Below are 12,773 nucleotides of genomic sequence, written 5' to 3'. Positions count from 1 at the left end.
CGGATGGCGGGATTATCCTCCGCCATCCTCTCGGCTCATTCTCACGAGACCTCTTGCGCAAGGGCATCACGCCTTGAACGCGCCATGCCGGCGATGGCGATGGCCAGCGTCGCGACGATGAGCAGGGCGCCGACTGCGAAGGTGATCTGCATGCCTGTTGCAATGGCTTCCGGGCGTGCCGTGATAATATCGCTCGTTCCTGACCCCAGCGTGAAGATCGCACCCATGACGGCTGTGCCTGTGATAAGGCCGAGATTTCGCGACAGGCTCAACATACCGGAAATCACGCCACGTTGCTCCGCCTTTATGTCCTTCATGATGGTGGTGTTGTTGGACGCCTGAAAGAGCGCATAGTTTGCGGTCACGACAACCAGCGGACCGATGTAGCCGGCGGTTCCGAACCTGCCTTGCAACATCACTATCAGGAAGAGGCCGGCAATCATGCCGACAAGACCCGTCATGGTCACGCGCTGGGCGCCGAAGCGATCGGCGATGCGGCCGGCCGGCACGCCCGTCAGGGCCGACACCAGCGGGCCGGAGGACATGATGGCGCCGACATGGGCTGCATCGAAGCCAAGGCTGCGGGAGAGATAGAAGGGGCCGACCACCAGCGTCGCCATGATGACGGTGGAAACGAGGGTGCTCATGGCAAGGCCTGCGCTTAGCGATGCATCACGGAACATCGAAAGGCGGAACAACGGCGCTTCCACTTTCGTTTCAGTGACCGCAAAGAGAACGATGCCGAAAGCTGCTGCTAACAGCAGGCCGATATTCAGCGCACCGAAGCTGCCGTGCCCAAGGGTCATGGCCAGCGCATAGGCAGCGAGTGTCAGGGACAACAGCAGGGTGCCGATCGTATCCAGTCGACCCTCGCTCGCCTTCCGGTCCAGACGATCCCTCGGCAGGAAGCGGGCGGCGAGCAGAAAATTTGCGATCCCGAGCGGCACGTTGATGAGGAAAATGGTCTCCCAGCCGAAGCTGGCGATCACGATGCCACCGAGCGATGGGCCGAGCGTGGTGCCGATCGCGGACATGGTGCCGAGCAGGCCCATGGCGCTGCCTGTCCGCTCTTTCGGCACGGTTTCGCCGACCATCGCCACGGTCAGCGCCATCATCATGGCGGCACCGAGGCCCTGCAGACCTCTGGCGGCGAGCAATAGCCAGAGGGTCGGTGCGACGCCGCAGAAGAGCGAGGCGAGTGTGAAGAGGCTTATGCCGATCAGCAGCAAGCGCCGCCGGCCGAAAATGTCGCCTAACTTTCCGACGCTGACGATCAGCGTGGTGATGGCGAGCAAATACGCAAGCACGATCCATTGCACCTGCTGGAAGGAGGCATCGAATGCCTGGGCAAGCGTCGGCAGAGCGATATTGGCAATGCTGGTGCCAAGCGAGGGCATCAGCATGGAGAGCGAGAGGCTGGCGAGCGCCCAGCGGGTCGAGGATGCTGATTTTGTGTGGCCGGCTTTGCCCGGATCTTCGATGATTGGCTGCAACACGAGCTCCATTTCTAGCGACCTAATAAAACTTCCGGCAGAAAGGTAGCTCTCGACGCGATATGGCGGAACGCGCAGCATTTGCACTTCATTCGTGCGTTAGACGCTATATATTACACAAACCGTGCTATGCTCGCGCCATGTCCACGCCCGATCTCAACCTCCTCATCACTCTCAATGTCCTGCTTGCCGAAGGCAGTGTCGCGCGCGCCGCCCGGCGATTGCGGCTCAGCCCATCCGCCATGAGCCGACAGCTTGCGCGTCTGCGTGAGACGACAGGGGATCCGCTGCTGGTTCGGGCGGGGCGGGGGCTCGTGCCGACGCCGCGGGCGCTGGAGCTGCGCGACCGTGTCGGTCAGCTTGTGCAGGAGGCGGAAGCGGCCTTGCGGCCCGCCGAAAGCTTGGATCTGAAGCAGCTTGCTCGAATTTTCACGCTGCGCACCCGTGAAGGTTTCGTGGAGAATTTCGGCGCCGAACTGATCGCGCGCATTGCCGAGCAGGCGCCTGGCGTTCGGCTCTACTTCATGCAGAAGCTGGACAAGGACAGCACGCCTTTGCGCGATGGGACGATCGACTTCGAAACCGGTGTTGTCGGTGACGATACCGGTCCGGAATTGCGAACGCAGGCGCTGTTCCGCGATCGCTTCATCGGCGTGGTCCGAAGCGGACATCCGTTGAGTGAAGGAGAGCTGACCCCGGAACGTTACGCGGCCGGGCAACATCTTCTGGTATCACGGCGCGGCCTACAGAAAGGGCAGATCGACGAGGCGTTGGAAGAGTTGGGCCTGAAGCGGCAGATCGCAACGATTGTCGGCAGCTTTTCGGCTGCGCTGGCCTTGGCGCGCGCCTCCGACCTGATCGTCAGCGTACCGGAGCGTTATACGGGCAATCTGCGTGTCGGCATGCACAGTTTCGTGCTGCCGGTGCCGACATCGGATGTGACGATCTCGCTGCTCTGGCATCCGCGCATGGATGCGGATCCGGCGCATCGCTGGCTGAGGGGCTGCATTCGCGACGCCTGCGCCGGATCGCGTTCGGGGCAATCAGCCGGATTCAAAGTCGGCTAAGTAATTGCGAAGCAGCCGGTCAAGAGCTTTTTGTTCGCCTTCAGAAAGGGTGGAGATCAGGCGTTTCTGCGTTTCGACATGCGCCGTCACCGCCGCATCGATAAGCTCGAAACCTTTTGGCGTCAGGGATATCAGGAAGCTGCGGCCATCATCCGGGTTCTGGCTGCGAGCGACGAGACCGGCCCTCTCCAGCTGATCGATACGATTGGTCATCGTGCCCGACGAGACCATCATCGTTTCCATCAGGTCGCTGGGCGAGAGCGTATAGGGCTCGCCCGAGCGGCGCAGGGTCGCCAGCATGTCGAAGTTCGCCGCGTTCAGGCCGAAGCGGCCGAAGGTCTTCTCCATCTCGCGCGAGAGATGGAGCGCGAGATTGCGCAGGCGCCCGAAAAGGCCCATCGCCGTGGTGTTGAGGTCCGGCCGTTCACGGCGCCACTGGGCGAGAATTTTATCGATGCGATCCATAACGAGATCTCGCCATGAATTTATCTTGACGTCAAGGTATCTCAGATTATCTTGAGGTCAAGATAAATTTGAGGCCAAGGCCATGAATCGCAATTTCGACCTGTTGCTCACCGCCATCGCGCCGGCGATCTGGGGCAGCACCTATTTGGTAACCACGCAGCTTTTGCCGGCCGGTTATCCATTGACTGTCGCCATGCTGCGCGCACTGCCCGCCGGCCTGCTGCTGCTCCTCATCGTGCGGCGGTTGCCGCATGGGGTCTGGTGGCTGAAGTCGCTGGTGCTCGGGGCGCTGAATTTCTCTGTCTTCTGGTGGCTGCTGTTCATTTCGGCCTATCGACTGCCCGGTGGCGTGGCCGCGACGGTCGGTGCCGTCCAGCCGCTGATCGTTATTGTGCTGGCGCGCTTGCTGCTGGGATCGCCGATCCGCGGCCTTTCCATCATCGCAGCCATTGCCGGCATCGGCGGGGTTGCGCTACTGATCCTGACGCCGAATGCGACGCTCGACCCGATCGGCATTATTGCGGGCATCGGCGGTGCTTTTTCCATGGCAGCCGGCACCGTGCTCAGCCGCCGCTGGCGGCCGGATGTTTCGCCGCTGACCTTTACGGCATGGCAGCTGACGGCCGGCGGCGTGCTGTTGCTGCCGGTGGCCCTGCTGCTTGAGCCGCCGTTGCCGCATCTGACCGGCGCCAACGTTCTCGGCTTCACCTATCTCGGGCTGATCGGCGCGGCGCTTACTTATATTCTCTGGTTCCGGGGCCTGTCACGGCTGGAGCCTTCGATGGTCTCGCCGCTCGGCTTCCTCAGTCCGACGACTGCCGTGATCCTGGGGTGGGCGGTGCTTGGCCAGCAGCTGAGCCCGATACAGATGTTCGGCATTGTCGTCGTGCTTGGCAGCGTCTGGCTCAGCCAGCGCGCGCAGCAGGCTCCGGCCGGGCAGACTCCTTCTCCCCTCGGGGAGAAGGTGGCCCGAAGGGTCGGATGAGGGGGCAATCTGCCGGATTCGGCAAAAGCACGCCGCCCGGAGGCGGTGTCATTCATGGCACCTTTTCGCCAACAGCGGACGTCTGGACACACTTGGCCGATGCGGCCTAACCGCCGACGGAACGACCTACAGGCCCCACGTCGGTCCATCAGCTGTTAAAGCAATCTCTACCGGATCACCGCATACCTCAACTGAAGGGCCGCCGCGTTCATTCCATCTGAACAGGTTTAGATGCCATCCACCTGGTATCATGCGAGACCTGTCGATAATGCCGTCCGCACCTGCATGTCTCGCGATATCAACATTACGCCACGAGGCTGGTTCTCGGCCCTCCGATAGAGCTGTTCGCCACGATTCGTTCGACAACTCCCGATCTATTCCAAGACGCTTGCAGGCCCTTCATCGTGCTGGTCAAGAACCATGGCATCACCGACCTTTAGCGGCACGACGACTCGCCGAAGTCTATCCTCGCGCATGTAACCCGCTATAGCCTGTATGGACCACTCCAATGCGGCGCTCGTGTAGAGCGTCGGCTCTCCCAGACGATGATAGCGACCTGCGCTAGCGGGACCCGGCAGGTCCAATACCTGATGAACACGGTTAGCGAGAATAGAGCGGAAGAAAGTACCAGAAATTTTCTTGAATACGGTGCAGTCTTCAGCCATCGCGGCGGGTCCGTTTCTAGGGGTCACTTTCGCATCTAAGAAAATTTCATGACATCGGCGTGACGTCCGCTTAGGTCGGACACCAGCCGTTGGTGGCATTTGCTCCCTAAGATGGCAATCTTCTTTAAGCCATACGCTTTCAGGCTTCTGATATCCCCTCGTCCGCCTGTCGGCACCTTTCCCGGTTAAAACGGGGAGAAGGGGTACCCTGGTGGCGCTTTCATTTCGTATGCGATCGCCCTGTCCAAGAACAAAAAGGGCGGCCATCAGGCCGCCCTTTGTCATTCATGCCTTCAGGCCGATCACTTCCACTCGCGGATATCGACGAAGTGGCCGGCGATTGCGGCGGCGGCGGCCATGGCCGGCGAGACCAGATGCGTGCGGCCTTTGAAGCCCTGGCGGCCTTCGAAGTTGCGGTTCGACGTCGAAGCGCAGCGCTCGCCCGGCTTCAGGCGGTCGTCGTTCATGGCGAGGCACATGGAACAGCCAGGCTCGCGCCAGTCGAAACCGGCAGCCTTGAAGATCTTGTCGAGACCTTCGGCCTCAGCCTGCTCCTTCACCAGGCCGGAGCCCGGAACGATCATGGCGTTGACCGTGGAAGCCACCGTCTTGCCTTCGACGACCTTGGCGACTGCGCGCAGGTCTTCGATGCGGCCGTTGGTGCAGGAGCCGATGAAGACGCGATCGACGTTGATCTCGGTTATCGGCGTGCCCGGCTTCAGGCCCATATAGTCGAGCGCACGCCACTTGGAGGTACGCTTGGTCTCGTCCTGGATTTCGTCCGGGTTCGGGACGATGCCCTGAACGGAGATGACGTCTTCCGGCGAGGAGCCCCAGGAAACGATCGGCGGCAGGCTTGCGGCATCGAGCTTGACGATGCGGTCGTAATGCGCGCCTTCGTCGGACTTCAGTGTCTTCCAGTAGGCGATCGCCTGTTCCAACGCTTCGCCCTTCGGCGCGCGCGGCTTGCCCTTGATATATTCGAAGGTGATTTCATCCGGAGCGATCAGGCCGGCGCGGGCACCACCCTCGATCGACATGTTGCAGATGGTCATGCGACCTTCCATGGACAGCGCGCGGATGGCTTCGCCCGCATATTCGATGACGTAGCCGGTGCCGCCGGCGGTGCCGATCTCGCCGATGATGGCAAGAATAATGTCCTTGGCGGTGACGCCAGGCGGCAGCTGGCCGTCGACCTGCACCAGCATGTTCTTGGCCTTCTTCTGGATCAGCGTCTGCGTGGCGAGCACATGCTCGACCTCGGAGGTGCCGATGCCATGCGCCAGCGAGCCGAAGGCACCGTGCGTCGAGGTGTGGCTGTCACCGCAGACGATGGTCATGCCGGGCAAGGTGAAGCCCTGCTCGGGGCCGATGATGTGAACGATGCCCTGGCGCTTGTCGTTTTCGGAGTAGTATTCCACGCCGAATTCGGCGGCGTTCTTGGCGAGCTGCTCGACCTGAATGCGGCTTTCTTCGTTCTTGATGCCGAGATGACGATCCGGCGAGGTCGGCACGTTGTGGTCGACGACGGCAAGCGTCTTCTGCGGCGCGTGAACCTTGCGGCCGGTCATGCGCAGGCCTTCGAAGGCCTGCGGCGACGTCACTTCGTGAACGAGATGACGGTCGATATAGAGAAGACAGGTGCCGTCTTCTTGGGCGTCAACCAAGTGGTCATCCCAGATTTTGTCGTACAGTGTGCGTGGAGCGCTCATGGCTACAAATCCATATTGGCATTGTCGAAAAGGGGATTGACGGATCAGGACCGCCGGCCTCGGGTGTGATCAGCGAAGTCGGCTGTTGAGCGCGCCCGAAATCATCGCAAAGAAGCGTGCCGGCAGGCGCTTATGGTCCTGCAGCACGAAAGCCGTGACGTAACGTCCGTCTTTGCTCATGATCTTACTCATGGCGTTGCTCATATCAATTTTCCGAAGTCTCGGCAATGGTGAGCATTTCCGGCATCAGCCAATCGCACCAGGTTAACAGAAAGTCAAAAGTTACCGCAGGCGCAACCACATCTGCCGGCCGAATTGCCAAATCTGAACCTGTCACCCAACCTATTACGGCACTATACTTGCTTTTTTCCAAGCTGCGGATCAGATTGCATTTCTATCTGGAATAGAAAGCAAAGATATAAATGCGGGCATATGCCATGTATGTCTTAATGAAAGGATGCAGCATTCTTGCTGGCTTATCTCTGGTTTTCGCGGTTTCGACCGTTTTTATCCCGTACAGGATTCAGGCGACGGCATATGCCGACGAAGGGCAGGATCTATATAGTACGGGAGATTACCAACGCGCGCTGAAGTACTGGCAGCCTCTGGCTGAACACGGAGACGCTCAAGCTGAGTTTGGTTTGGGGCTTCTTTATGAAACCGGGCATGGTGTTGAGCAAAACTTCGATACGGCTCAAAGTTGGTATCGGAAGGCGGCAGAGCAGGGCCTGGCGAGTGCGCAAAATACCCTAGGGGCAATGTACGCCAATGGTCGGGGTGTTGCGAAAGATGATGTGCAAGCCGAAGAATTGTACCGCAAGGCGGCAGAACAAGGAGATGTCCACGCAGAAGTGAATTTGAGCAATATGTACCGATTTGGGCGCGGCGTTCCTCGTGACATAAACCTCGCCATCACTTGGCTTTAAAAGGCATCCGAAGCAGGTAACCCCGTTGCGCAATCCAATTTGGGTGGCCTCTATATTTCCGAGGATGGAGTCAAAGACTATTCGAAAGCGGCAATTCTGTTTCAAAAGTCCGCAGATCAAGGAGACCCGGGAGGACAAAATGGCCTTGGCATTATGTGTGGTCTTGGGTTGAACAGACCAATAGATCCTGCGTGTGCGGCAAATTGGTATCGTAAAGCGGCGGAGCAAGGTAGCCCATCAGCGGAGGTTAATCTTGGTAGCGCCTATTATAATGGCTCCGGAATCGAAAAGGATATCAGCTTGGCGATATTCTGGTATCGAAAAGCCGCGGAACAAGGAAACGTCCGGGCACAAGAATATCTCCAATACATAGCTGAGCATCGACCTATCCTCAAGGGATAGGTCATAATGGTGAATGGCAATCGGATCGCACCGATCACACCTGCGCGCCCGGCGGCTGGCTCGCGGCCAGGCGGGGGAAGGCGGAGCGGTCGCTGCCGGAGCGGCGGCGCATCCAGGCTTCGAGCTGCCTGAGCAGCAGCGACAGACCGATCGTCAGCAGCAGGTAGATGAAGGCAAGGATCGACAGGGTTTCGAAGTAGCGGAAATTCGCCGAGTAATAGAGCTTGGCGAGCTGGCTGATATCGGCAACCCCGAGTACGGAGACCAGCGAACTGTCCTTCACCATGGCGATGAAATCATTCGACAGCGGCGGCAGGATGACGCGGATCGCCTGGGGAAAGACGACGAGGCGAAAGCGCTGGAAGCGGCTGAGGCCGAGCGCCTTTGCTGCTTCGATCTGGCCCTGGTCTACCGCCTGGATGCCGGCGCGGAAGATTTCGGCGATGAAGGACGAATAGGCGATGGTCAGCGCGATGATCGTACGCCAGACGAAGGGCACGTCGCGGGTGACGAGCGGGCTTGCCCAGCCGGCGGAGATCAATGGCGAGACGACAACGTTATAGACGGCGACGAAGGCCGGCGTGCCGACGAATGCGATGTAGGAAAGCAGCACCAGTATCGGAATGCCACGCACGATCTCGATATAGAAGCGCGCGACCTGTCGCAGCACGAGGAAATCCGACAGGCCGAGTAGCGCCAGCCCGAGGCCGAGCAGCACAGCCAGCGTAAAAGCCACCAGCGTCACGAAGACCGTGACGCCGATGCCATTCAGCAGAAGAGAGAAAATCTGGGCATAGAGGCCGTTCGCCGCAATTGCGAATGAGGCGACGATGCCGAGGATAGCGAGGGCGACCAGCCACCAGGGAAAGTCTTCCTTGCCGCGGTGCCCGCCCGGGCCTGTCAAAGGCGCCATCAAAGCGGGCTTCCAATATATCGATCTTCAAAATTCATTGGCCCATCTTGTAGTCGAGGAACCACTTCTTGTTCAGCGCGTCGAGCGTGCCGTCGGCCTTAAGGCTGGCGATGGCGGCATTGATCGGGGCGACGAGATCGGAACCCTTCTGGAAGATGAAGCCGAAATCCTCGGTGCCGAGCGGACCGCCGATGAGCTTCAGGCCGCCATTGGAGGCATCGACATAGCCCTTGCCGGCCGTGCCGTCGGTCAGCACCGTATCGACGTCGCCGGTCTTCAGCGCCTGTACCGTGGCACCGAAGGTTTCGAAGGTCTTGATGCGCGGGTTCTGCTCGTTGCCATCGAGCACCGAATAGACGGCGGTGTAGAAGGGTGTCGTGCCCGGCTGCGCGCCGATCAGGCCGTCCTTGAAGGCGGCGAAGCTCTTGGCGTCGGTGAAGCGCTTCTCGTCGCCGCGCACGAGCATGAATTGCTCGGAGCGCATGTAGGGGTCGGAAAAATCGACCTTCTGCTTGCGGTCGTCCTTGATGGTGATGCCGGTCATGCCGATGTTGTACTGGCCTTCCGAGACGGCCTGGATCATCGCATCCCAGCTGGTGTTCTGGTACTCGACCTTGAAGTTCAGGCGCTTGGCGATCTCGTTCATCGCGTCATATTCCCAGCCGATTGCCTTGTTCGTCTTTGGATCGATGAACTGCAGGGGCGGATAGGCATTCTCGGTAACGACGACAACGGTCTTGCCGTTGAGGTTCGGAAGGTCGGCGGCGAAGGCAGCGAAAGGTGCAAGCACGAGGGCGCTGAGGCCCAGAAGGAATGAACGACGGAATGCCATGGAAATCTCCCCGATTAGCGTGGCGGAAAACTGTCACATTTGGAAAGCGGATGGCAAGATTATTGCCAACGTAGCAATCATAAAAAAGGAAAAGCAGCTCTAAAACATAAGGCTGCCGAAGAATTTTCCGGTTGCCGCGTCACATTGCGGCAGGCAGCAAAAAGGCGACCCAAGGGCCGCCTTCAAGCTTTGCGATCCGTATGGATCGAAACTTATTCTGCTGCCGGCTCGGCTGCTGCGGCTGCAGCAGCTTCTGCAGCTGCCTTTGCTTCTGCGGCTTCGGCTGCGGCCTTTTCAGCTGCGAGCGCCTGAGCGGCTGCAACCTTCTCGGCTTCGATGCGTGCCTTTTCGTCGGCCAGGGCCTGGCGCTCGGCATCGTTGAGCTTGCGGGCGCGGGTGCCGGTGTTTTCAACGATACGGGCAGCCTTACCGCGCAGGTCGCGCAGGTAGTAGAGCTTGGCGCGACGGACCTTACCGCGGCGAACGACTTCGACGCTTTCGATCATCGGCGAGTAAACCGGGAATACGCGCTCGACGCCTTCGCCGTAGGAGATCTTGCGAACCGTGAAGTTTTCCTGCAGGCCGCCGCCGGAGCGAGCGATGCAAACGCCTTCATAGGCCTGAACGCGGGTACGGTTGCCTTCCGTGACCTTCACGTTGACGCGAACGGTGTCGCCAGCGGAAAATGCGGGAAGGGTGCGCTTGGCTTCGATCTTGGCTGCCTGTTCGGCTTCCAACTGCTGAATGATGTTCATAGTATCAACCTCGTTGTTGCTTCAACAGCCAGAGCGCTCATCATTCTATCTTTGGTCGGACCGTTAGATCACGCCTCGGATATATGCCCGTTCAGGCAGGAGCGAATACGTCTGCTCTTCTTTGCTGGTTGATGGGAAATTTCCCATGCCGGGCGCGCACATACCCTATTGTCACGCGTTTGTCACCCCTTGGCGAGGAATTAAGTGGTGCTTGTCGGCAGTTTCGCGGCCATATTTCAAGGATATCGCTCATCCAGCCGGTGCTGTCGCTATTTCTTCTGCAATTCGTCCAACAAATCCGGTCGACGCTCCTTCGTCAGTCGCTCGGCCTGCTCTTTCTGCCATTTGGCAATTGCCGCGTGGTTACCGGAGGTTAGGATTGCCGGAATCTCGCGGCCTTCCCAGATCTGCGGGCGGGTATAATGCGGATGCTCCAGCAGGCCGCCTTCGAAGCTTTCGTGCAGGCCAGAGAGATCGTTGCCCATGACGCCGGGCAGGATGCGGACGATGGCGTCGAGCAGGATCAACGCAGCCGGCTCGCCGCCCGAGAGGATATAGTCGCCGATCGAGATTTCTTCGAGGCCGCGGCCGTCGATGACGCGCTGGTCGACGCCTTCGAAGCGGCCGCAGACGATGATGACGCCTTCGCCGCCTGCAAGCTCGCGCACGCGCTTCTGCGTCAGCGGCTTACCGCGCGGGCTCATCAGCAGGCGCGGACGACTGTCATTTTCGCTCGCGTGGTCGATGGCGCGGGCAAGCACATCCGGCTTCAGCACCATGCCGGCGCCGCCGCCGGCCGGCGTGTCGTCGACGGTGCGGTGCTTGTCGGTCGCAAAATCACGGATCTGTACAGTGTCGAGCGCCCATTGCCCGCGTTCCATGGCCTTGCCGGCAAGGGACGTGCCGAGATGGCCCGGGAACATCTCGGGATAAAGCGTCAATATGGTCGCCCGGAAACTCATGGCGCGCTCACTTCCCAATAAGGATCACTTCTTCTTCGGCTTGCTCTGCGGCTTCTCGGGTGTTTCCGGCTTTTCTGGTTTGCCGATCAGGTCGTCGGGGCTGTCGATCAGGCCAGCGGCCAGCGGGTCGATCAGGATCTTGCCGCCCTCGAGGTCGATCTCAAGCACCGCGGCCTCGGAAAAGGGGATCAGCACGGGGCGCTTGCCCGGCCCCTTCAGCTCCAGCAGATCGCCGGCGCCGAAATCATAGACGCCGCTGACCGTGCCGTAGCCGGTACCCTGGTCGTCGACGGCCTCCAGGCCTTCGAGATCGGCATAGAAGAATTCGTCGTCGTCGAGTTCGTCATCAGGCAGGTTCTCGCGCTCGATATAGAGTTCCAGCCCGTTCAGCGCCTCGGCGGCATTGCGGTCGTTGACGCCGCGAAAGCGCACCACGACCACATTCTTGGCCTCGCGGATTTCCAGCACCTCGAAGCTGCGGCCGTCCATGCTGTGGAGGTGGCCGTAATCGCCGAGCGCGGTCGGATCCGACGTATAGGCGCGCGCGCGCACCTCGCCTCTCAAGCCTTGTGCCGCGCCGATGGTGGCCATCAATACCGGGTTTTGCAGTTTCGTCATGGTCTCTTCGCCGATTACCGGGATTATGCAGCAGATCCGAATTGCTCCAGCGACCTTTGCGCGTGACGCGCGGCGCTGTCGTTGGTTCTCTCATAGGCTGAACATTTGCCGATGGGAAACAAAAAACGGGCGGCATGTCGCCATGCCACCCGCTTTCATTCAATGCCAGGTTCGATTACTCGGAAGCAGCGGCGGCGTCAGCAGCCTTCTGAGCCTTTTCGGCAGCGCGCTCCTGAGCCTTCTTGCCGGGCTTTGCCTTTTCCGGGTTGTTCTTGGCTTCGCGCGTCGCGATGCCGGCTTCGTTGAGGAAGCGCAGAACGCGGTCGGTCGGCTGTGCGCCGTGGTCGAGCCAATGCTTGATGCGCTCGGCCTTGAGTTCAACGCGCTTGGCGTCGTCCTTGGCAAGCATCGGGTTCCAGGAGCCAAGGGTCTCCAGGAAACGGCCGTCGCGCGGCGAGCGAGCGTCGGCTACGACAACGTGGTAGTACGGGCGCTTCTTGGAGCCACCGCGGGCGAGACGAATTTTCAGTGCCATGTTAATTCTCCTTAGGCTTTTCTTGACCGCTTCGTTGTGCGGTATGGTTACGTCGCGCTGCTTTTTTCGTGCCGTGTAATCCCCGTCGAAAACGTCCTGCGTCTTCTGGGTCACGCGGCCAGGAATTACCCTTTGAAATCCGCAGCGATCTGTTCATGATGCCGGATGACTTCCTTGATGACGAAGTTCAGGAACTTCTCGGCGAAATCCGGGTCCAGATTTGCGTCCTTTGCCAGGCGGCGCAGGCGCTCGATCTGAAATTCTTCGCGCGCCGGGTCGGCCGGCGGTAGGTCGTACTTGGCCTTCAGCACGCCGACCTCTTTGGTGCAGCGGAAGCGTTCGGCCAGCATATGCACCAGTGCGGCATCGATATTGTCGATCGACTGGCGGTATTTGCCCAATTGGGCCTTAACGTCTGGATCAATCATGGGGGTCAACGATCC

General features: G+C 59.9%; 14 protein-coding genes. 3 read left to right on the top strand and 11 right to left on the bottom strand.

Annotated features, from left to right (window positions below; translation table 11 throughout):
• Nucleotides 1-41 precede the first annotated feature (41 nt).
• Nucleotides 42-1,574 (bottom strand): MFS transporter, encoded by a 1,533-nt coding sequence (locus FHX05_RS22920; protein WP_183874730.1) that lies wholly within the window; start codon nt 1,572-1,574, stop codon nt 42-44.
• A 59-nt stretch (nt 1,575-1,633) separates the two neighbouring features.
• Between FHX05_RS22920 and FHX05_RS22915 the strand changes: the two genes are divergently transcribed.
• The gene (locus tag FHX05_RS22915; RefSeq protein WP_183874728.1) at nt 1,634-2,560 is read left to right on the top strand and encodes a LysR family transcriptional regulator; all 927 of its coding nucleotides are present in this window, start codon (nt 1,634-1,636) and stop codon (nt 2,558-2,560) included.
• Here the strand turns inward: FHX05_RS22915 and FHX05_RS22910 are convergent.
• Nucleotides 2,537-3,025 carry a MarR family transcriptional regulator gene (locus tag FHX05_RS22910; RefSeq protein ID WP_183874726.1) on the bottom strand — a complete coding sequence of 163 codons (489 nt, stop codon included), beginning with the start codon at nt 3,023-3,025 and terminating at the stop codon, nt 2,537-2,539. The genes FHX05_RS22915 and FHX05_RS22910 overlap by 24 nt on opposite strands.
• An 82-nt stretch (nt 3,026-3,107) precedes the next feature.
• Between FHX05_RS22910 and FHX05_RS22905 the strand changes: the two genes are divergently transcribed.
• Nucleotides 3,108-4,010: an EamA family transporter gene (locus FHX05_RS22905; RefSeq protein WP_183874724.1), complete on the top strand. Its 903-nt coding sequence runs from the start codon at nt 3,108-3,110 to the stop codon at nt 4,008-4,010.
• A gap of 967 nt (nt 4,011-4,977) precedes the next feature.
• Here FHX05_RS22905 and leuC read toward each other — a convergent pair.
• A complete protein-coding gene (gene leuC / locus FHX05_RS22900) occupies nt 4,978-6,387 on the bottom strand; it encodes a 3-isopropylmalate dehydratase large subunit (protein ID WP_183874722.1) in 1,410 nt (469 codons plus the stop codon).
• Nucleotides 6,388-6,456: 69 nt separating this feature from the next.
• Nucleotides 6,457-6,591, bottom strand: a complete 135-nt coding sequence (locus tag FHX05_RS30800; protein WP_015341484.1) for a hypothetical protein — start codon at nt 6,589-6,591, stop codon at nt 6,457-6,459.
• A 218-nt stretch (nt 6,592-6,809) separates the two neighbouring features.
• Between FHX05_RS30800 and FHX05_RS22895 the strand changes: the two genes are divergently transcribed.
• On the top strand, nt 6,810-7,313 hold the full coding sequence (locus FHX05_RS22895; protein WP_183874720.1) for a tetratricopeptide repeat protein: 504 nt from the start codon (nt 6,810-6,812) through the stop codon (nt 7,311-7,313).
• Between the two features lie 436 nt (nt 7,314-7,749).
• Here the strand turns inward: FHX05_RS22895 and FHX05_RS22885 are convergent, their stop codons facing one another.
• From FHX05_RS22885 to FHX05_RS22855, 7 genes are all read right to left on the bottom strand, one after another.
• On the bottom strand, nt 7,750-8,628 hold the full coding sequence (locus tag FHX05_RS22885; protein ID WP_183874716.1) for an amino acid ABC transporter permease: 879 nt from the start codon (nt 8,626-8,628) through the stop codon (nt 7,750-7,752).
• A 34-nt stretch (nt 8,629-8,662) separates the two neighbouring features.
• A complete protein-coding gene (locus tag FHX05_RS22880) occupies nt 8,663-9,460 on the bottom strand; it encodes a basic amino acid ABC transporter substrate-binding protein (RefSeq protein WP_183874714.1) in 798 nt (265 codons plus the stop codon).
• A 212-nt stretch (nt 9,461-9,672) separates the two neighbouring features.
• Nucleotides 9,673-10,215: a 50S ribosomal protein L19 gene (rplS, locus tag FHX05_RS22875; RefSeq protein WP_112399487.1), complete on the bottom strand. Its 543-nt coding sequence runs from the start codon at nt 10,213-10,215 to the stop codon at nt 9,673-9,675.
• 269 nt (nt 10,216-10,484) lie between these two features.
• A complete protein-coding gene (gene trmD / locus FHX05_RS22870) occupies nt 10,485-11,177 on the bottom strand; it encodes a tRNA (guanosine(37)-N1)-methyltransferase TrmD (protein WP_112336309.1) in 693 nt (230 codons plus the stop codon).
• 24 nt (nt 11,178-11,201) lie between these two features.
• On the bottom strand, nt 11,202-11,795 hold the full coding sequence (rimM, locus tag FHX05_RS22865) for a ribosome maturation factor RimM (protein WP_183874712.1): 594 nt from the start codon (nt 11,793-11,795) through the stop codon (nt 11,202-11,204).
• A 175-nt stretch (nt 11,796-11,970) separates the two neighbouring features.
• Nucleotides 11,971-12,330, bottom strand: a complete 360-nt coding sequence (gene rpsP / locus FHX05_RS22860; protein WP_015341477.1) for a 30S ribosomal protein S16 — start codon at nt 12,328-12,330, stop codon at nt 11,971-11,973.
• Between the two features lie 125 nt (nt 12,331-12,455).
• Nucleotides 12,456-12,758, bottom strand: a complete 303-nt coding sequence (locus tag FHX05_RS22855) for a chorismate mutase (RefSeq protein ID WP_069614775.1) — start codon at nt 12,756-12,758, stop codon at nt 12,456-12,458.
• Between the last annotated feature and the right edge of the window lie 15 nt (nt 12,759-12,773).

This window comes from Rhizobium sp. BK491, assembly GCF_014194925.1.
In the GTDB taxonomy this organism is placed as follows: Bacteria; Pseudomonadota; Alphaproteobacteria; order Rhizobiales; family Rhizobiaceae; genus Rhizobium.
This window is presented reverse-complemented; position numbering and strand designations above follow the sequence as displayed.